This is a genomic window from Neorhizobium lilium (assembly GCF_004053875.1).
Lineage (GTDB): Bacteria > Pseudomonadota > Alphaproteobacteria > Rhizobiales > Rhizobiaceae > Neorhizobium > Neorhizobium lilii.
On sequence record NZ_SBIP01000004.1, the window covers coordinates 104010 to 123672 of the forward strand.

General features: G+C 61.7%; 16 protein-coding genes. 10 read left to right on the forward strand and 6 right to left on the reverse strand.

Annotation, left to right across the window (positions count from 1 at the left end; genetic code table 11):
• Positions 1–10: 10 nt before the first annotated feature.
• The 6 genes from EPK99_RS17395 to EPK99_RS17420 all read left to right on the forward strand — a co-directional run bounded on the left by EPK99_RS17395 (position 11) and on the right by EPK99_RS17420 (position 5709).
• Entirely contained in the window at positions 11–406 is a 396-nt protein-coding gene (locus EPK99_RS17395; RefSeq protein ID WP_128444364.1) for a hypothetical protein, read from the forward strand.
• A gap of 209 nt (positions 407–615) precedes the next feature.
• On the forward strand, positions 616–1179 hold the full coding sequence (locus EPK99_RS17400) for an acyloxyacyl hydrolase (protein ID WP_128444365.1): 564 nt from the start codon (positions 616–618) through the stop codon (positions 1177–1179).
• 141 nt (positions 1180–1320) lie between these two features.
• Entirely contained in the window at positions 1321–3528 is a 2208-nt protein-coding gene (gene purL / locus EPK99_RS17405) for a phosphoribosylformylglycinamidine synthase subunit PurL (protein ID WP_128444366.1), read from the forward strand.
• 145 nt (positions 3529–3673) lie between these two features.
• Positions 3674–3910, forward strand: a complete 237-nt coding sequence (locus EPK99_RS17410) for a BolA/IbaG family iron-sulfur metabolism protein (protein ID WP_128444367.1) — start codon at positions 3674–3676, stop codon at positions 3908–3910.
• A gap of 133 nt (positions 3911–4043) precedes the next feature.
• Positions 4044–4379 carry a Grx4 family monothiol glutaredoxin gene (grxD, locus tag EPK99_RS17415; protein ID WP_128444368.1) on the forward strand — a complete coding sequence of 112 codons (336 nt, stop codon included), beginning with the start codon at positions 4044–4046 and terminating at the stop codon, positions 4377–4379.
• Between the two features lie 124 nt (positions 4380–4503).
• Entirely contained in the window at positions 4504–5709 is a 1206-nt protein-coding gene (locus EPK99_RS17420; protein ID WP_128444996.1) for a multidrug effflux MFS transporter, read from the forward strand.
• Positions 5710–5792: 83 nt separating this feature from the next.
• Here EPK99_RS17420 and EPK99_RS17425 read toward each other — a convergent pair whose 3' ends face one another.
• The 5 genes from EPK99_RS17425 to cckA all read right to left on the reverse strand — a co-directional run bounded on the left by EPK99_RS17425 (position 5793) and on the right by cckA (position 14428).
• Positions 5793–6617, reverse strand: coding sequence for an inositol monophosphatase family protein (locus EPK99_RS17425; RefSeq protein ID WP_128444369.1), 825 nt, complete (start codon positions 6615–6617; stop codon positions 5793–5795).
• Positions 6618–6638: 21 nt separating this feature from the next.
• Positions 6639–7505 (reverse strand): tRNA 2-thiocytidine(32) synthetase TtcA, encoded by an 867-nt coding sequence (ttcA, locus tag EPK99_RS17430; protein WP_128444370.1) that lies wholly within the window; start codon positions 7503–7505, stop codon positions 6639–6641.
• 26 nt (positions 7506–7531) lie between these two features.
• On the reverse strand, positions 7532–10186 hold the full coding sequence (gene alaS / locus EPK99_RS17435; protein ID WP_128444371.1) for an alanine--tRNA ligase: 2655 nt from the start codon (positions 10184–10186) through the stop codon (positions 7532–7534).
• 302 nt (positions 10187–10488) lie between these two features.
• The gene (gene recA / locus EPK99_RS17440; RefSeq protein WP_128444372.1) at positions 10489–11577 is read right to left on the reverse strand and encodes a recombinase RecA; all 1089 of its coding nucleotides are present in this window, start codon (positions 11575–11577) and stop codon (positions 10489–10491) included.
• A gap of 238 nt (positions 11578–11815) precedes the next feature.
• A complete protein-coding gene (gene cckA, locus EPK99_RS17445) occupies positions 11816–14428 on the reverse strand; it encodes a cell cycle histidine kinase CckA (RefSeq protein ID WP_128444373.1) in 2613 nt (870 codons plus the stop codon).
• Between the two features lie 250 nt (positions 14429–14678).
• On the opposite strand from cckA, the gene EPK99_RS17450 reads away from it, so the two are divergent.
• Positions 14679–15725, forward strand: coding sequence for a flagellar biosynthetic protein FliO (locus tag EPK99_RS17450; protein ID WP_128444374.1), 1047 nt, complete (start codon positions 14679–14681; stop codon positions 15723–15725).
• Positions 15726–15797: 72 nt separating this feature from the next.
• Here EPK99_RS17450 and dksA read toward each other — a convergent pair whose 3' ends face one another.
• On the reverse strand, positions 15798–16217 hold the full coding sequence (gene dksA, locus EPK99_RS17455) for an RNA polymerase-binding protein DksA (RefSeq protein WP_128444375.1): 420 nt from the start codon (positions 16215–16217) through the stop codon (positions 15798–15800).
• Positions 16218–16483: 266 nt separating this feature from the next.
• Between dksA and EPK99_RS17460 the strand changes: the two genes are divergently transcribed.
• The 3 genes from EPK99_RS17460 to EPK99_RS17470 all read left to right on the forward strand — a co-directional run bounded on the left by EPK99_RS17460 (position 16484) and on the right by EPK99_RS17470 (position 19590).
• Positions 16484–16981, forward strand: a complete 498-nt coding sequence (locus tag EPK99_RS17460) for a SixA phosphatase family protein (RefSeq protein ID WP_128444376.1) — start codon at positions 16484–16486, stop codon at positions 16979–16981.
• 69 nt (positions 16982–17050) lie between these two features.
• The gene (locus EPK99_RS17465; RefSeq protein WP_128444377.1) at positions 17051–18520 is read left to right on the forward strand and encodes a YcjX family GTP-binding protein; all 1470 of its coding nucleotides are present in this window, start codon (positions 17051–17053) and stop codon (positions 18518–18520) included.
• Positions 18517–19590 carry a YcjF family protein gene (locus EPK99_RS17470; RefSeq protein WP_128444378.1) on the forward strand — a complete coding sequence of 358 codons (1074 nt, stop codon included), beginning with the start codon at positions 18517–18519 and terminating at the stop codon, positions 19588–19590. The genes EPK99_RS17465 and EPK99_RS17470 overlap by 4 nt, the downstream gene beginning before the upstream one ends.
• The last annotated feature ends 73 nt before the right edge of the window (positions 19591–19663 follow it).

Consider the following 19663-nt stretch of genomic DNA (forward strand, 5'->3'; position numbering starts at 1 on the left):
GGGCCTCCTCATGCCGACCCTTCGCCGTTTTTCGCCGTTCATCGCGCTCGCCATCACGGGTCTCGGCTTGTGGTCCTGCCAGTCGAAGCCAGTCGTCAAGCCGAGCTCCGCATCGGCTTTGGATGTCATGGAGAAAGTGGCAGTTTCAGCCAATCGCTGCTGGTTCAAGTCGGGCGATCCGGCCTTCAAATCCTATAGTTTTGCTCCGGAACTCACATCCTTCTCCGACCGTCCGCGCATCCTCCTGACGCGCAAGGGTTCGGCCGATATCCGTCCCCTGCTCGTCGTCCAGGCTGAAGGCCGCCCTGCCCGTCTCAGCGCCTTTGGGCCGATGATGAATGATCCGATCGGCGGACGCATCAGCAAGGATGTGCAGCGCTGGTCGGCCGGCCAGGCCAACTGCTGACGCGCCGAGAACCCGAAGCTTGCGCAAGGCTTGCGTAGCCCGTTGCAGGCCTGCATCAATCTCCGCAGAATGTCGCTTGTGGTGCGCGGGCACCGTTCGGCAGCCAAATCCGTATGGACTGGTCTGGCCCGCGGTAGTAGCTCTTGAGTGTCGAGATTCGTCGGCTGCTCCGGTCAGTTCGGACGCCCGTCTCGCAGGCGGAGCGAGCAATGGGCAGGTTAGTTTCCAGCATTTCGGCAGCAGCCATAGCCGCCCTGTCCACTCTGCTTTCTCCAGGGCTGGTTTTCGCACAAAACGACCAGCCGTTCGACGAATTGCGCTTCGGCGTATCGGCCTCCATCCAGTCGGGCGGTACACGTGAGGATGGCCTGTTCACGACCGCCACAGTCTTCTTCGATCCTTTCGGCGCGAATGAAGCTCAGGGCCTGAAGGACAAAATCCTGCATCCGCGTATCCACGCAGGCGCCATCATTTCCACATCCGGCGAGACCGACCAGATCTTTGCCGGCTTCACCTGGACGGTGGATGTCACCGACCGGCTGTTTATCGATCTCGGCTTCGGGGGCGCCCTCAACAACGGCACGCTGCACGATTCCGATGATGGCCCGAGCGTCGGCTGTCATGCACTTTTCCATGAGTCGCTTGCGGTGGGATACAAGATCACCGAGGCATGGCGTCTGATGGCAACCGTCGATCATTCGTCGAACGCCAACCTCTGCCACGACAATGACGGCCTCAGCTACGCGGGACTGGCGGTCGGGCGAAAGTTCTAAGCAATACAGCCTCCTTGAAGCGCCTAAACCGATCCCGCCGAGCGAACGCATTGTCCTTCGCGGCTGCGGAATTTTCCTGTCGCACCCCTTGCAGACATAGGGTAAAGAGCGCCATCCAGGCTCCGAAACTCAGAGACGCTCATGACCATCCCGAACAGCATTGCGATCACGCCCGAACTCGTCGCCTCGCACGGCCTGAAGCCAGATGAGTACCAGCGTATCCTTGACCTGATCGGCCGCGAACCAAGCTTCACCGAGCTTGGCATCTTCTCCGCCATGTGGAACGAGCACTGCTCTTACAAGTCTTCCAAGAAGTGGCTCCGCACGCTGCCGACCAAGGGTGCGCGGGTCATTCAGGGTCCGGGCGAAAATGCCGGCGTCGTGGATATAGACGATGGCGATTGCGTTGTATTCAAGATGGAGAGCCACAACCACCCGTCCTATATCGAGCCCTACCAGGGTGCAGCGACCGGCGTCGGCGGCATCCTGCGCGACGTCTTCACCATGGGAGCGCGGCCGATCGCCGCCATGAACGCGCTACGCTTCGGTTCGCCGGACCACCCGAAAACCAGGCATCTCGTTTCGGGCGTCGTGGCCGGCGTGGGCGGCTACGGCAATTCCTTTGGTGTGCCGACGGTCGGCGGCGAAGTGGAGTTCGACGCCCGCTACAACGGCAATATTCTGGTCAACGCCTTTGCCGCAGGCCTCGCCAAGTCTGACGCGATCTTCCTGTCGGAAGCCAAGGGCGTCGGCCTGCCGGTCGTCTATCTCGGTGCCAAGACCGGACGTGACGGTGTCGGCGGCGCGACCATGGCATCCGCCGAATTCGACGAATCGATCGAGGAGAAGCGCCCGACCGTTCAGGTCGGCGATCCCTTTACAGAAAAGTGCCTGCTGGAAGCCTGCCTGGAACTCATGCAGACCGGCGCCGTCATCGCCATCCAGGACATGGGTGCCGCCGGCCTCACCTGCTCGGCCGTTGAAATGGGAGCCAAGGGCGATCTCGGCATCGAACTCAATCTCGATCGTGTTCCTGTCCGCGAAGAGCGGATGACGGCCTATGAGATGATGCTGTCGGAAAGCCAAGAGCGCATGCTCATGGTGCTGCAGCCCGAAAAGGAAGACGAAGCCAAGGCGATCTTCGTCAAATGGGGTCTCGATTTCGCAATCGTCGGCAAGACGACGGACGACCTGCGCTTCCGTGTTTTGCACAATGGCGAAGAAGTGGCGAACCTGCCGATCAAGGATCTGGGCGACCAGGCGCCGGAATATGACCGCCCCTGGGTCCAGACCAACGGCCGGGCGCCTCTGCCCGCCTCTCAGGTTGCCGAGCCGGCCGATTACAATGACGCGCTGCTGAAGCTGGTCGGATCGCCGAACCAGTCGAGCCGTCGCTGGGTCTGGGAGCAGTATGACACGCTGATCCAGGGCAATTCGCTGCAACGGCCCGGCGGCGATGCCGGCGTCGTGCGCATCGAAGGCCATGCCAGCAAGGCACTCGCCTTCTCCTCCGACGTTACGCCGCGCTATGTGGAAGCCGACCCCTTCGAAGGCGGCAAGCAGGCCGTTGCCGAATGCTGGCGCAATCTCGTCGCCACCGGCGCAGAACCACTGGCTGCAACCGACAACCTGAATTTCGGCAATCCGGAAAAGCCCGAAATCATGGGACAGCTGGTGGGCGCCATCAAGGGCATCGGCGAGGCCTGCCGGGCACTCGACTTTCCAATCGTATCGGGCAATGTCTCGCTCTACAACGAGACGAACGGCGTCGCGATCCTGCCGACGCCGACCATTGCCGGTGTCGGCCTGTTGCCGGACTGGCAGAATATGGCCCGGATCGGCTCTGCCCGCGACGGCGACCGGCTGATCATGATCGGGCTGGACGGTAGCCATCTCGGCTCCTCGGTCTACCTGCGCGACATCCTTGACACGGTGGATGGGCCGGCTCCGGAAGTCGATCTCGCAGCCGAGCGCCGCAACGGCGAATTCGTGCGCTCCATCATCCGCAATGGCCAGGTGACCGCCTGCCATGACATCTCGTCCGGTGGTCTCGGGATTGCGCTCGCCGAAATGGCGATGGCCTCGCGCAAGGGCGCAAAGATCAGCCTGAAGCAACAGCGCGGCCCTGCACACGCGCTCCTCTTCGGGGAAGACCAGGCGCGCTATGTCATTGCGGTCGCCGCCGATCTGGCCGATTTTGTAAAGGCAAGCGCCGAAAGCGCCGGTGTTCCCTTCCGCGGGCTGGGCACGGTCGAAGGCGACAGGCTGGTGGTGGACGATATCATCGATCTGGCGGTCATCGATCTCGACGATGCCTATGAAAGCTGGTTCCCAAGCTTCATGAACTGACAAACCTGACGGCCGCAGACACCGCACCTGTGCGTAACGCTCCGGCCAAGCTGCGCCAGTCTTTGACCGAGGCGCCGCTTTGAGGCAGTGTTGGACAAAAGACGGCGCCGCATTCCAGTCCGCGGCCGAAGGAAGGATACCGACCATGCCCATGAAACCCGGCGACATCGAAGACATGATCAAGGCAGGCATTCCGGGTGCCACGGTGACGATCCGGGACCTTGCGGGAGACGGCGATCATTACGCAGCCGAAGTCGTCGCCGATGCCTTTCGTGGTAAGACCCGTGTGCAGCAGCACCAGATGGTCTATGACTCGCTCAAGGGAAACATGGGCGGCGTTCTGCATGCGCTGGCGCTCCAGACTTCAGCGCCAAAGGACTGACACGCCAACGTCCACGCAGGCCTTGTATTCACATCTTATGCCGCATTGCGCTGGATTTTGAGCCGTGACCTCGCTATCTAAACAAGGACGAAGCGCGGCGGTCCTTGAAACCGCATGTGAAAGGATGAGCGAGATGAGTGGCATTCACGATTTTATCGGCAATGAAGTCAAGACGAACGACGTGGTCCTGTTCATGAAGGGCACGCCGCAGTTTCCACAGTGTGGGTTCTCGGGTCAGGTCGTGCAGATCCTGGATTACCTCGGCGTGGACTATAAAGGCGTGAATGTGCTCGCCGACGCGGAAATCCGCCAGGGCATCAAGGACTTCTCCAACTGGCCAACCATCCCGCAGCTTTACGTGAAGGGTGAGTTCGTCGGCGGTTGCGATATCATCCGGGAGATGTTCCAGTCCGGCGAGCTTCTGACTCACTTCCAGGAGCAAGGCGTCAGCGTCCGCGGCGCGGCATAGCAACAAGGCTCCAGCCAGAAAATCTGCCCAATTTCGAAGGCGCCGCACCCACGGCGCCTTTCCCGTTGCTTAGGAAATAGCTGTGACCAGTTCTTCATCCGTAATGCCTCCACGACTTGGCGGTCTGGGCAAAGTCGAATTCATTGCCATGATGGCGGCGCTGATGGCCCTCAATGCCTTGGCCATCGACATCATGCTCCCCGGCCTCCAGCAGATCGGCGAATCGCTTGGCGTCGAGAACCCCAACCATCGGCAGTATGTGGTGTCGGCCTATCTCTTCGGTTTCGGCGTTTCGCAGCTTTTCTACGGCCCGATTTCCGATCGGTTCGGACGGCGCAAGCCTCTGCTGATTGGGCTTGGCATCTACATTCTTTCCGCCATCGCCGTCATTTTCGTGCCGTCCTTTGCGGGCCTCCTTTTTCTTCGCTTCGCCCAGGGTATCGGCTCCGCCGCCACGCGCGTCATTTCGATCTCGATCGTCCGCGACGTCTTCGGTGGGCGCGCCATGGCCGAAGTCATGTCGCTGATCATGATGGTCTTCATGGTCGTGCCTGTGGTTGCGCCGGGAACAGGGCAGGTCATCCTGCTTTTCGGCAATTGGCATCTGATCTTCGCGGTCATCGCCGTTGCGGCCCTTATCGTCACCGCATGGGTTGCAAGGCGGCTTCCTGAAACCCTCGATCCGGCCGATATGCGCCCGTTCACGGTGAAATCCGTGCTTGCCGGCTTCCTGATCGTCATGACCAACCGGCTGGCGCTCTGTTACACGATCGCCAGCACCTTCATCTTCGGCGCGCTGTTCGGATTCATAAACTCGGCTCAGCAGGTCTATGTCGGGATTTATGGGCTCGGCGCCATGTTCCCTGTCGCTTTTGCGGCTGTCGCGCTGTTCATGTCCCTGGCTGCCTTCCTGAACTCGCGCTGGGTCGGCAGGCTCGGGATGCGCCGCCTGTCCCACGCAGCCTTGCTCGGCTTCGTCACAGTGACGTTCCTCTGGCTTATGGTACAGCTTCTGTCGGATACGCCGATGCCCTTCCTGCTGTTCCTCGCCTTCTTCGCACTCGCGATGTTCCAGTTCGGCCTGATCGCCTCGAATTTCAACTCGCTGGCCATGGAACCGCTGGGGCACGTCGCCGGAACGGCCTCTTCGGTTCTTGGCTTTATGGGAACGGTTGGTGGCGCGATCATCGGTGCCTCGATTGGCCAGGCGTTCAACGGAACGGCGACGCCAATGGTGGCCAGCTTCTTCGTGGTGTCCGTCATCGGCCTGTTCTTCGTGCTGATCGCCGAAAAGGGCAAGCTCTTCCAGCCGCATAATCCCCGCGTCTGAAGCGTCTCAACCACACGGCGCTGGAATCATAAAGGCCGGAGCAATCCGGCCTTTATGATGGATGGCGTCCCGTTCGGCAGACGTCAGTGCCCGATAATTTCTTCGCGCAGCATATGCCAGCTGTCTTCGTTGGTCGCGACCAGAAGTCCGCCATCCACATGCGAGGGAAGGTATGCGGAACCGTCGAACCGCGCGACATGGCCGCCGGCTTCCTTGGCGATCAAGGTGCCCGCAAGATGATCCCACGGCATCAGCTTGTTGTAGAGCACGAACTGGACATGGCCGCCCGCAAAGGTGCGATATTCATGGGCGGAGCAGCGATAATTGGCAAAGAAGCGAACCTTTGCAAGATTGGCAAGAATACGATCCCGATCAGCGCCGAAGAAGTAGCCGGGCGAGGCCATGCCGACCATGGCGTCGAGCGGGCACGCCTCCGCGACCGACAGGCGAACCGCCTCCCCGTCCGGGCGGCGCAGGAAAGCGCCGGCGCCCTTTTCCGCCATGACCCAGTCATCGCCCATAGGGTCGTAGATGAGGCCAGCAACGGTCTCGCCCTTCCAGACCACGGAGGCCATAACGCCGAAGGCTGGAATGCCGGAGGCAAAGTTGAACGTGCCATCGACCGGATCCACGACCACGGCGAAGTCCGCATCCGCCAGCTTGCCGAGCAGGTCCGGTTCGGCGGCTACGGACTCCTCGCCAATAAAAAGCGCCGAGGGCGCAATCACCTCAAGCTCGGCCCGGATCATCCGCTCCGCCGCCTCGTCCGCCTCCGTCACGAGATCGGAAGGTTCGCTTTTGGAGCGAACGTCGCCGCTGCCCAAGCGGCGAAAGCGCGGCAGGATTTCGGCTTTGGCGGCCCGGCGCAGAAGATCGGCCAGTCGTTCAACATCAAGGGGCATGGTCATAGGGGGATCTCTTGAAAAGGGTCAGACGCTTGGGATCGCCTGAAGGCCGGAAAAATCGAAAAGTTTCGGATCGAGAAGGTGGGATGGATTCACGTGAGCCAGCGCGCGCAGCATGGCGTCCTTGCGGCCGGGCATGCGTGCCTCGATATCGCCGAGCATGGCCTTCATCGCATTGCGCTGGAGGCCATCCTGGGAGCCGCAAAGGTCACAGGGTATGATCGGGAATTCCATGGCCGTCGCAAACTTGGCAAGGTCATCCTCGGCGCAATAGGCAAGCGGCCGCAAGACCATGATATCGCCTTCGTCGTTTAGCAGCTTGGCGGGCATAGCCGCCAGCCGACCGCCGTGGAAAAAGTTCATGAAGAAGGTTTCGAGGATATCCTCACGATGGTGCCCCAGCACCAGGGCGTCACACCCCTCCTCGCGCGCAACGCGATAGAGATTGCCGCGCCGCAGCCTTGAACAGAGGGAGCAATAGGTGCCGCCTGCCGGCACCTTCTCCTTCACGATGGAGTAGGTGTCGCGATACTCGATGCGGTGTTTTACCCCGATCGACGCGAGATAATCCGGCAGCACATGCTTTGGAAAATTGGGCTGCCCCTGATCGAGATTGCAGGCGATCAGTTCCACCGGCAGCAGGCCGCGCCACTGAAGATCGAGCAGCACCGCAAGCAGGGAATAGGAATCCTTGCCGCCGGAAAGGCCGATCAGCCAGCGCTTCTGATCCTTCAGCATGCAGAAGTCTTCGAAGGCCTGCCGCACCTGGCGCAGCAGGCGCTTGCGCAGCTTGTTGAACGAGACGGAGCTCGGAGCATCGCGGAACAGGGCCGGCGCAAGGCCACTCGCGGCCTCTTCCAGTTCATCCGCGATGTCCACGTTCACGCCCATGATCCCGTCCCTAAAATCGCCGCCGCTTAGCCGGCGAGTGCCGCCGCCACAGCGTCCAGCGCATCGTTTGCCTTGGCGCCATCCGGGCCGCCGGCCTGAGCCATGTCCGGCCGCCCGCCGCCGCCTTTGCCTCCGAGCGCTACGGATGCGATGCGCACCAGATCGACAGCGCTGAAACGTGCGACCAGATCCGGCGTCACCGCGACGACAGCGCTTGCCTTGCCGTCTTCGGACACACCAACCAAAGTGACCACGCCCGAGCCAAGGCTTGCCTTGCCCTCGTCTGCCAGGCTCTTGAGGTCCTTGGCATCGATGCCGGACAGCACCTTGCCCATGAACTTGATACCGGCGACCTCACGGATTTCGCTTGCCGAACCACCCTCGCCGCCACCCATGGCGAGGCGACGCTTGGCATCCGCCAGTTCCTTCTCCAGCTTGCGGCGTTCTTCCACAAGCGTTTCGACGCGGGAGACGACTTCGGCAGGCTGTACCTTCAGCGCGCCGGCAAGCGCCTTGATCCGTTCGTCCTGCTCGGCAAGATAGGCGCGTGCCGCATTGCCCGTGACGGCCTCTACCCGCCGCACGCCGGACCCGACCGCACTTTCGCCCAGCACCCGAACCAGACCGATATCGCCCGTCGCATTCACATGCGTGCCGCCGCAGAGTTCGATCGAGTATGGCTTGCCGGCCTTGGGGCCTTCCACCGATGTTCCCATGGAAACGACGCGAACCTCGTCGCCATACTTCTCGCCAAACAGCGCCATGGCGCCTTCAGCAATGGCATCGTCCACGCTCATCAGCCGAGTAGTTACAGGCGCGTTCTGAAGAATGATGGCATTGGCCATGTCCTCGACCGTCTGCAGTTCTGCGGCGGACATCGGCTTTGGATGCGAGACGTCGAACCGCAGACGCTCTGGCGCCACAAGCGAACCCTTCTGGGCCACATGGCTCCCTAGAACTTCGCGCAGCGCCTCATGCAGAAGATGGGTCGCCGAGTGGTTCGAGCGTAACCGCAAGCGGCGCGCGTGGTCGACGACGAGCTGGACACTGTCGCCCACCTTCAGCACGCCTTCAACCACGGTCGCGACATGAACGAAGACGCCCTCGCCTCTTTTCTGGGTGTCGGTGACATCAAGACGGGCATGATCCGTCGAGATGACGCCCGTGTCGCCCATCTGCCCACCGGATTCGCCGTAGAAGGGCGTTTGGCTGACCACGATCTGGACCTGCTGCCCGACGGAGGCGCTGTCGATCGCCTTGCCGTCAACCACGATCGCTTGGACGACCGCTTCCACGGTTTCCGTGTCGTAGCCGAGGAATTCGGTCGCGCCGAACTTCTCCTTCAGTTCGAACCAGATCGTTTCCGTTGCCTTGTCGCCGGAGCCGGCCCAATGCGAACGGGCCTCCGCCTTCTGGCGCTCCATGGCGTCGGTGAAGCCTGAAATATCGACGCCGATTTCGCGGGCGCGCAAGGCATCCTGCGTCAGATCGAGCGGGAAGCCGTAGGTATCGTACAGCTTGAAGGCAGTCTCGCCGTCCAGCATGTCGCCCTTGTCGAGCGTGTTCGTGGCATCGGACAGAAGCGAGAGGCCGCGCTCAAGCGTCTTGAGGAAGCGGGTTTCCTCAAGCTTCAGCGTCTCGGAAATCAGCGATTCCGCTCGCACAAGCTCCGGATAGGCACGGCCCATCTCCTGCACCAGCGTCGGCAGCAGCTTGTAGATCAGCGGCTCCTTTGCGCCGAGCAGCTGCGCGTGCCGCATGGCACGGCGCATGATGCGGCGCAAGACATAGCCGCGGCCCTCATTAGACGGCAGGACGCCATCCGCAATCAGAAAGGCGGACGAGCGCAGATGGTCGGCGATCACCCGATGGCTAGCGCTGTCCTTGCCAGAGACGCCCATGACATCCTCGATCGTGCCGATCAGGGTGCGGAACAGGTCGGTGTCGAACACGCTCTGGACGCCCTGCAGGATGCAGGCCATGCGCTCAAGGCCCATACCGGTATCGATCGACGGACGTGGCAGCGCTATACGCTCGCCGGGCGCCAGCTGGTCGAACTGCATGAAGACGAGGTTCCAGAACTCCAGGAAACGGTCGCCATCCTCTTCGGGAGAACCGGGCGGGCCACCCCAGACGTTCTCACCCTGATCGATGAAGATCTCGGAACACGGGCCGCAGGGACCGGTGTCGCCCATCTGCCAGAAATTATCGGAAGTCGGAATGCGGATGATCTTGTCGTCGGAGATGCCGGCAATCTTCTTCCAGAGCGTAGCCGCCTCTTCGTCCTCGGAATAGACGGTGACGAGAAGGCGATGCTTGGGAAGATCGAAGCCCTCGGTTACGAGCTTCCAGGCAAGCTCGATAGCGTGCTCCTTGAAATAGTCGCCGAAGGAGAAGTTGCCCAGCATTTCGAAGAAGGTCAGGTGCCGCGCCGTGTAGCCGACATTATCGAGGTCGTTATGCTTGCCGCCGGCGCGTACGCTCTTCTGCGCTGTCGTCGCCCTCGTGTAGGGCCGCTTCTCCAGACCGGTAAAGACGCTCTTGAACTGCACCATACCGGAATTGGTGAACATCAGCGTCGGGTCGTTGCGCGGCACCAGAGGACTGGATGCGACAACCTCATGGCCGTTCTTCTGGAAATAGTCGAGGAAGGTCGACCGGATCTCATTCACGCCGCTCATGCCAAGCCCTTTTCACCGCCCCTTGGCGGTCCGAAATTCGAAAACAATGGCTTGTATCGTCCGCCTCCGCCACTGTCCAGCCGCCCTTAGTGCGTCGCGATCATTCAGATTGGCTTGGCCACGCTTCAGATATTTTTCTGCCGATGTCATTGGCACAAACTGAGGCCCATCTTCGCGCTATATGCTCGTCCCGCAACACAACGAGAAACCGGCCGCTCATCTTTCAATGGCGACCGGTTTCAGCAAGCAGCCAGGGAAAACCCTGAAGGCGGCGGAACCGCTTACATTCCGTTCAAACCCAATTACAGATCCGCGGCAACCTCACCATCATCGGCGTCAGGACCACCATTCTGCAGGAAGCGGTCGGCAATCAGACCGGCATTCTGGCGAAGCGACGTCTCGATCTCGCGCGCAATTTCAGGGTTGTCGCGCAGGAATGTCTTGGCGTTCTCGCGACCCTGTCCAAGACGCTGGCTGTTATAGGAAAACCAGGCACCGGCCTTCTCGACGATGCCGGCCTTGACGCCGAGGTCCACCAGCTCACCGGTCTTGGACACGCCTTCGCCATACATGATGTCGAATTCGACCTGCTTGAAGGGAGGCGCCATCTTGTTCTTGACGACTTTCACGCGGGTCTGGTTGCCGACAACCTCTTCACGCTCCTTGACCTGGCCGATGCGACGAATGTCGAGGCGAACCGAAGCGTAGAATTTAAGGGCATTGCCGCCGGTCGTCGTTTCCGGAGAGCCGAACATGACGCCGATCTTCATGCGGATCTGGTTGATGAAGATCACCATCGTATTCGACTTGGAGATCGAGGCGGTCAGCTTGCGCAGTGCCTGGCTCATCAGGCGGGCCTGCAGGCCCGGCAGGCTGTCGCCCATTTCGCCTTCGATTTCGGCACGCGGCGTTAGCGCAGCAACCGAGTCGATGACCAGCACGTCAACCGCGCCCGAGCGGACAAGCGTATCCGTGATTTCCAGTGCCTGCTCGCCTGTGTCCGGCTGCGAAATCAGCAGGTTATGCAGATCGACGCCGAGCTTGCGGGCATAGACCGGATCGAGCGCGTGTTCGGCGTCCACGAAGGCGCATATGCCGCCCTTCTTCTGAGCTTCTGCAATCGTCTGCAGGGCAAGCGTCGTCTTGCCAGAGCTTTCCGGACCATAGATCTCGACGATACGACCCTTTGGCAAGCCACCGATGCCGAGGGCGATATCGAGGCTCAAAGAACCCGTAGAGATAGTCTCGATCTCGACGATGCTCTCGTTCGAGCCGAGCTTCATGATCGAGCCCTTGCCGAAGGACCGTTCGATTTGCGACAGTGCCGCTTCCAGCGCCTTACTCTTGTCCACGCCTTTTTCCTCTACGAGCCGCAAACTATTTTGAGCCATCTGGTCCACCTTTAGGTTATTGCCGCCCTGCACGCAACGAAGCAGTCGATGGACTTCATGTACATGTTTTGTTCTGGTGGTGCAAGGACCATATAAGGCGCTGGAACAAAATAATTATCTCGCCTTCGTTCTTGATGCGTTCTCGCCCGCTTTTTCCGCGACTCCGGCCTTTAAAAGCCAGGTGTCTGAGCTGCTGAGGGGCCGAATCAAATGCCGTAAGATCGTCCGGTCGGCCCCTCTATTCGGCGTCCAGCATCTCCCGCACGGCCACAGCCAACTGCTTGAGCGAGAACGGCTTTGGCAGGAAACCGAACTTGGCGTCGGCGGGAAGGTTTCGGGCAAAGGCATCTTCCGCATAACCCGACACGAAGATGAATTTCAGGTCGGGATAGGTCTTGCGCAGTTCGCGCAGGAGCGTCGGTCCATCCATTTCGGGCATGACCACATCCGAGACGACGATATCGACCTGCCCGTTGAGCTCTTCCATGATCTCGAGCGCTTCGGTGCCGGACCCAGCCTCATGCACGGTATAGCCACGGGTCTCCAGCATGCGCTTGCCGCCGCGGCGCACGGCCTCCTCGTCCTCGACCAGCAGAACGACGGCGGATTTGCCGGTAAGGTCGAGATCCGAAGGCGGCAGCGAGACGACGGGAACGGGTTGCGGTGATTGTGTCGAAGCATCGGCTCCGCCGGATCCAGGCAGGATGGCGGGCTGCTCCGGAATATGTCTGGGCAGGAAAAGGCGGAAGCTCGTTCCGCGGCCAAGTTCCGATTCCGGGTAGATATAGCCGCCCGACTGCTTGACGATGCCGTAGACCATGGAGAGCCCAAGCCCCGTCCCCTTGCCCACTTCCTTGGTGGTAAAGAAAGGCTCGAAGATCTTGTCCATGATCTCCGGCGCGATCCCCGTACCGGTATCGGCAACCTCCACCATGACCAGATCTTCCCGCGGCAGGTCGGCCTGATGGAAGGTCACGGCCTCGTCCGCCGTCACATTGCGGGTTTTGATGAGGATCGTGCCACCCTGGGGCATGGCGTCGCGCGCATTGACGCAGAGATTGATCAGGACCTGCTCGAACTGGGAAAGATCGGTGCGGACGGGCCAGAGGTCGCGGCCGTAATCCACCTCCAGCTTCACATTGGTGCCCGAGATCAGCCTATCGACCAGCATCCGCAGATCGCCCACGACATCGGTCAGATTGAGAACAGCCGGCCGCATGGTCTGCTTGCGGGAGAAGGCAAGCAGCTGACGCACGAGAACGGCGGCGCGGTTGGCGTTGCGCTTGATCTCCATCAGGTCCGCGAAGCTGGCGTCCGAGGGCCGCGCCTGCAGCAGCAGATGGTCGGAGGACAGCAAGATGGCGGTCAGTACATTGTTGAAGTCGTGGGCGATACCGCCGGCAAGCGTTCCCACAGCGTTCAGCTTCTGGGTCTGCGCCATCTGGGTTTCGAGCGCCTTCTGCTCGGTCGTCTCGACGGCGTAGATGATGGCGGCTTCTTCCGGTGCCTCGTCGCTCTCGTCGATTACGGCATTGACGTAGAAGCGGACATAGCGGGTCTCGTCGCCCGGACGGCGGGACTCGATCGGCGTGATGTCGCCCTGTCCGTCCTTGGCCGCGGCCAGGGCCTGCATCAGCTGCGGGCGGACGCTCTCGTGAACGATGCGTTCAAGCTCGGCTCCCTCTTCCACGTCGTCGCGCGAGACGACGCCCGCGAACAGACGGAGGAAGGGCGCGTTGATTCGCAAGATCCTGCCAGCGCCGTTGACGGATGCGATAGCCATGGGCGTGTTGTTGAAGAAGCGCGTGAAGCGCATCGCGGAGGCCGATTGGTCACCCTCCCCGCCCCGCGGACGGACAAGAACCACGCTGCGGCTTTCGCCGGGCGCGCCGTCGCGCATGGAGCTGACGCTGTGGATGAGGCGGACCGGCAGGCTTTGGCCGCTGGTGCGCCGCAGGTCCAGATCCAGCGTTTCCGTGCGTTTCAGGCCAGGCGCCGGATGCACGGACTGAATGAGCGCCATACCCTCGCCCGCCACGATATCGTCAATGGACAGGGATCGCGGCACGAACTTGGTCAGGTCCAGGCCCAGCCATTCCGCAAGGGTGGCATTGAGGTAGAAGAGTTCGCCGTTCTTGCCGGCCGAGAAGAAGCCGACAGGCGCATGGTCGAGATAATCGATCGCGTTCTGAAGCTCACGGAAGAAACGTTCCTGGTCCTCACGCTCCGCGGTAATCTCGGTGATCTGCCATATGTCAAGCTGCCTGCGGCTGGCACCTTCCGACGGCGCCAGCAAACCGGCCTTCAGCCTGTACCAGAAGGCGGAGCTTCCATTGCCGGTATCGCGGCCGAGCGGCTGCAGCAGGCGGAACTCCTCGTGCCCCTCGCGTCCTTCGCGAAGCGCCGTCGTCAAGCGATACAAGGCCTCGGTGGATTCGCGGGTCTTCGACAGCAGGGTCTCGATGGATTGTACGTTATTGGATTTGGTGGCGCCGGTCATGCGGCCATAGGCGGCATTGGCGTAGACGATGCGACCCTTGGCATCGGTAATCAGTATGCCGTCCGGATGGTTTGCCAGGAAAGCGCGCGCCAGTTCGTCCGATCGCGATTGCGGCATCACTTCCACGAGGCCGATCAGCGAGGATACCACGAAGAATATCCCGACCATGGCAAGAATGCCGAGCATGCCGAGCACGACCTGATTGTCGAGCGCCTGCTGAAAGACAACGAAAGCGATCGCAACGGCGATCAGGACAAGGGCGAGGAGCACGATCTTCAATACCGTCCCGCCCCGTGTACCGCGATCCACCAGAGGCGTTTCGTAAGTGCCGCCGGGCTGCAGCTTCGTCATCAATCCCTCACACTTCGCCAGGGCCACCAAATGCGCGCCCACGGACTGTTGCGGGAAATCCCGCGATTCTTGTCTTAGCAATTTGCATATCAAGCAAAAAGCTCCATGGCTCCATAAAACCCGGGACAGACGCCAGTTCTGACCTATCTAATCATTGGCAGCCATTCACCGCTGAACAAAAACCACCGATGGCTTGCCTCAAGCTGAAAAAAATCGTCTCTGCAGAGCGTTCGAACCAGGAGTGCCATACATGATCGAAGAATTGATGGGCGCCTATGGTGGCCGGCTCGTGATCGCGGTGATCGGGGTTGCCATTGGTCTCGTCTGCCTTATCGGCATCCTGTGGCTGTTGCGCGGGCGCAACGGCCCCTCCCCCTTCGTGCGGGGCGGGCGCAATCGTAACCCGAGGCTTCAGGTTCTGGATGCGGCAGCAGTGGATACGCGGCGGCGCCTCGTGCTCGTCCGGCGCGACGACGTCGAGCACCTGATCATGATCGGCGGCCCGACGGATATCGTGGTGGAAAGCGGCATCAGGACTGGTTCGCCTGTCCGCGCTCCGGTCGAAGCAACCGCCCCGACTGCTCCCATCGGTGTATCGGACCTGCGGAGCCAAGCCCCGGCGCGCCTTGCAGCTCCCGTAGCGGAACCGCGCCTGCCGGCCCGCGAACCACCCAGGCAACCAACTTTGTCGGAAGACCCAGCCCGCGAGGCAGCCCTCCGTCCGGCACCGCGCGCTGTGTCTGCCCCCGCCGCCCCGCCTTCGCCCGAGCCACGCCCGGAGCCACGCCTCGACCAGGGGCCAGCGCAGCGCGTTACGCCTTCTGCGGTCGTTGCGCAGCGGAGCGAGCCCGCCGCGCCTCCGGCTATCGCTGCAACCAGGAGCGAGCCCGCTTCTTCGCCTGCCGCCAAGATGCCCGCTTCCAGTGCCACGCCACCTTCTCCGGCCGTGAACGAGGCTGCGAACGCCCTTGACGCTGCCCGCGGTCGCGTGCTGCAGGAGCGTCCCGAACCGCCCAAGATCGTGCCAGTCGGCGCTGCTGCCGCTGCTCAGCCCGCTCTGCAGCAGGCTGCGGAAAAGCCAAAGATCCTGGGCAGCGATTTCGAGCAAATTCTCGAGGAGGAAATGGCAAGCAATCTCGCGGGCCGCGAAGCTCCGGCAATTTCACCCGCTGCGCCGCAAGTGCCGCCGCGGGATGCCCGAGCCGCGCCGATTATTACCGGCGCCACAGCCGAGCCTTCGCTTCAGGACGAAGTCGCGCGCATCTTCGGTGAAATGTCCGTTACCCGCGACAAATAGGCGAGAGCGCCAAACGAAAAAGGCACGGAACGCTTCCCGTGCCTTCGTAAACCAGTGGTTGAGCCCTGGCGTCTATTCGTCGCGATAGACTTTTTCGCGCCGCTCGTGCCGCTCCTGCGCCTCGATCGACAGGGTGGCGATCGGGCGGGCATCCAGGCGCTTCAAGCCGATGGGTTCGCCCGTTTCCTCGCAATAGCCATAAGTGCCGTCATCGATGCGCTGAAGTGCCGAGTCGATCTTCGAGATCAGCTTGCGCTGGCGGTCTCGGGCCCGAAGCTCAATGGCTCTGTCCGTTTCGGACGAGGCGCGGTCCGCGAGATCGGGGTGATTGGCGCTTTCTTCGGCCAGGTGACCCAAGGTCTCCCGGGCCTCCCTCAGAATGTCGTTTCTCCAGGCGATAAGCTTCGCGCGGAAATAAGCCTTCTGATTGGCATTCATGAACTCATCGTTTTCCGAGAGCACATAGTTACTAAGATCGATCTTCTCACTCAACGCGATTCTCCTGAAGAACATCTCGTGGGCGCTCTATATCCTATTCAGCTAGGCTGGTTCAAGCCTCGCGCCATAGCTGCGAACATTTTTAAAACTGTTACAAAAATCGGCTAAACGACTATTTTTTCATCTTTATTGCAGCTTTGCGTCAAAGCCCGACCACGCTTCTAGCCATCCTGCCTTGAGCACCTGGTCGGGCGCGAAGGCAGTTGACGAGAGGCCGGACGAAGGGCTACCCATTTCAAAACGGAGCTTGCGGAACTGCAATGGCCTCAATCGATCCCCCTCCCTTTCGGATCTACCTCCTGCGGCATGCAAAGGCAGTGCGCGGCGACCCCGGGCAGCGTGACTTCGACCGAGGCCTCGACGATCAGGGCTATGCCGAGGCGGAGATGATTGCCGAAAGGGCGGCCGATTGCGGTTACCGTCCGGATATGGTGATCAGTTCCACCGCAGTTCGCTGCCGCCAGACGGCGGATGCGGTGCGCCGGGCGATCAGCGAGACGATCGAGCCCATGTTCGTCGACGATCTTTATAACGGCTCCGCCGAGATCTATCTCGATATCCTGTCCGCGCAGCGCGACAGCCGCTCCGTCATGCTCATCGGCCATAACCCGGTGATCGAGCAGACGCTGGCGGCACTTATCGGAACGAGCCAGGTTTCCGCTGCCATTCCTTCAGGATATCCGACGGCAGGGCTAGCCGTTCTGGATCATCAGGGCAGCGGCACTGTCTGGACGCTGACTGATTTTCTCAAGGCCTGATGCAGCCGCTTTGCGCCGACCTGCGGGGACCCTATATAGGCGTGGACCCTCGGATCCGGGAATGACGCCTTGCCGCCTTCGCTGACCAGTTTTTCCGATGACGCGCGTATCGCGTTCGACAACCTTGCCGACCGCGCATCCGGTCTGCTGCACCCGACCATACGGCTCGGGGTTACAGGGCTCTCCCGAGCGGGCAAAACCGTCTTCATCTCGTCTCTCGTCCATAATCTTTTGAACGGTGGCCGCCTGCCGCTGTTCGAGTCGCTGCGGTCGGGGCGGGTTTCGTCGGTCCGGCTGGAGCCTCAGCCAGACGATGCCATTCCCCGCTTCCAGTACGAGGATCATATCCAGGCACTGGTGCGCGACCGGATCTGGCCAGACTCCACCCGCGCCATTTCGGAGCTGCGGGTCACTCTCGACTACCAGAGCGCCAGCGGCTGGGGGCGGATGTTCTCGCGCGGCAAGCTGTCTATCGACATCGTCGATTATCCGGGCGAATGGCTTCTCGACCTGCCGCTCCTGACCAAGGATTTCCGCAGCTTCGCTCAAGACACAGTAACTCTGGCACGGACCGGCATCCGGCAGGAACTGGCGGCGGAATGGCTCGCGCTCTCTTCCAGCATCGATAGCGAGGCACCGGCGGACGAGACGACCGCGCGACGGCTGGCGGAAGCCTTTGCCGGCTATCTCAGGGCCTGCAAATCCGATGAGCGTTCTCTTTCCACCTTGCCGCCCGGCCGGTTTCTGCTTCCGGGGGATCTGGAGGGCTCGCCCGCCCTCACCTTCGCGCCCCTCCCCGATATGCTGGACACCAAGGCGCCAAAGGGGTCGCTTCGGGCGATGATGGAGCGGCGTTACGACGCCTATAAGAATATCGTCGTGAAGCCATTCTTCCGGGAGCATTTCGCCCGGCTCGATCGCCAGATCGTGCTGGTCGATGCGCTACAGGCGATCAATCGGGGGCCGGAAGCGGTACAGGATCTGGAGAGAGCGCTGACCGATGTGCTTGCGTGCTTCAACCCGGGGCACAACAGCCTGATTTCCTCGCTGCTCGGCAAGCGCATCGACAAGGTGCTGGTTGCCGCCACCAAGGCGGACCATCTCCATCACGAGAGCCATGATCGGCTCGAGAGGCTGACCGGACGCCTTGTCGACAGGGCGATCCAGCGCATCGGCATGGCCGGTGCCGGCATCGAGGTCATGGCCATCGCTTCGGTGCGGGCAACGCGGGAGGCGACTGTCCAGGATGGCTCGGACGTCATTCCGGTCATCGTCGGCACGCCGATCGCCGGAGAAACGATCAATGGAGAGCGCTTCGACGGTCTGCGAACGACGGCAATCTTTCCTGGCGAACTTCCGGAAAATCCGGAAAGCCTGTTCCGCCAGCTGGATGCCGACAAGGCGGCGCTGCCGGAAATCAATGTGGTGCGGTTCAGACCGCCCGCGCTGGACGAGGCGGCGGGCGGCCTGAAGCTCTCCGTGCCGCATATACGGCTAGACCGCGCCATGCAGTTCCTGTTTGGAGACCGGCTCGCATGATCGAACCAGAAGACATCCGCAAAGGCAGGCGGCCCTCCTCATTTTCCGTGCAGGACGAGGGCGCGCCGCGAACAGAGCTCTCCCCGCCTCCCCGCCGCAGTCCTCGAAGCTTCGAAGATGGCGTGCTCGTCACTCCGGATGCCGAGGATCCCTTCCTCGCTTCCGAGCTTGATGCAGAAGCATTGGCGGTTGCCGTGCCGCGTCCAAGGCGGAAATTCTCTTTCCTAAACCTGGCGGCCGGCGCATTCGGAACATTCCTGTCACTGGCCTTCGGCCTATGGGCGGATGGGGTCGTGCGCGATCTGTTCGCCCGCGCCGATTGGCTGGGTTACGCCGCCCTGACGGCTCTTGGGATCGGCCTCGCCGCCGTGGCCATCATCGTCGGCCGGGAGATATTCGGAATGATGCGCCTGTCGGCGGTGCAGACGCTGAAGACGAGCGTCGAGGAAGCCACCCTTTCGGCAAGGCCGGCTGCGGCGCGCACAACCGTGGCGGCGCTTACCAAGCTGCTTGGTCACCGGCCTGAGACAGCCAAAGGGCGCGCCGCCCTTGATGCCACGAAGGACGAGATCATCGACGGCCCGCAGCTCATCGAACTGGCGGAGCGCGAACTCCTTTCTCCCCTGGACCGCAAGGCGCGCGCGCTGATCCTCGGCTCGTCAAAGCGGGTTTCCGTCGTCACGGCCATCAGTCCGCGCGCCATCGTGGATCTGGCCTTCGTCCTGCTGGAGGTGACCCGGCTGATCCGGGCCATGGCGGATCTCTATGGTGGCCGGCCGGGAACGCTCGGGCTGCTCCGATTGATGCGCGACGTCATCGCTCATCTGGCTGTGACGGGTTCCATCGCCGTCGGCGACAGCCTTGCGCAACAGGTGCTAGGCCACGGCATTGCATCCCGCCTTTCAAGCCGGCTCGGCGAAGGCGTCATCAACGGCCTGCTGACCGCTCGGATCGGGATTGCCGCCATGGACCTCTGCAGGCCTATGCCCTTCCGTGCTTTGAAACGCCCTGGCATCGGAGATTTCATGGCCGACATCGTGGCGGTGGGCACAGGCAAGGAGCGCGCTTGACAGGTCTTTTGGGGTGTCGCAATCCACCCATCGATACCAGTCGTTAACCATTCGCAGCTAAATTCCAGCATAC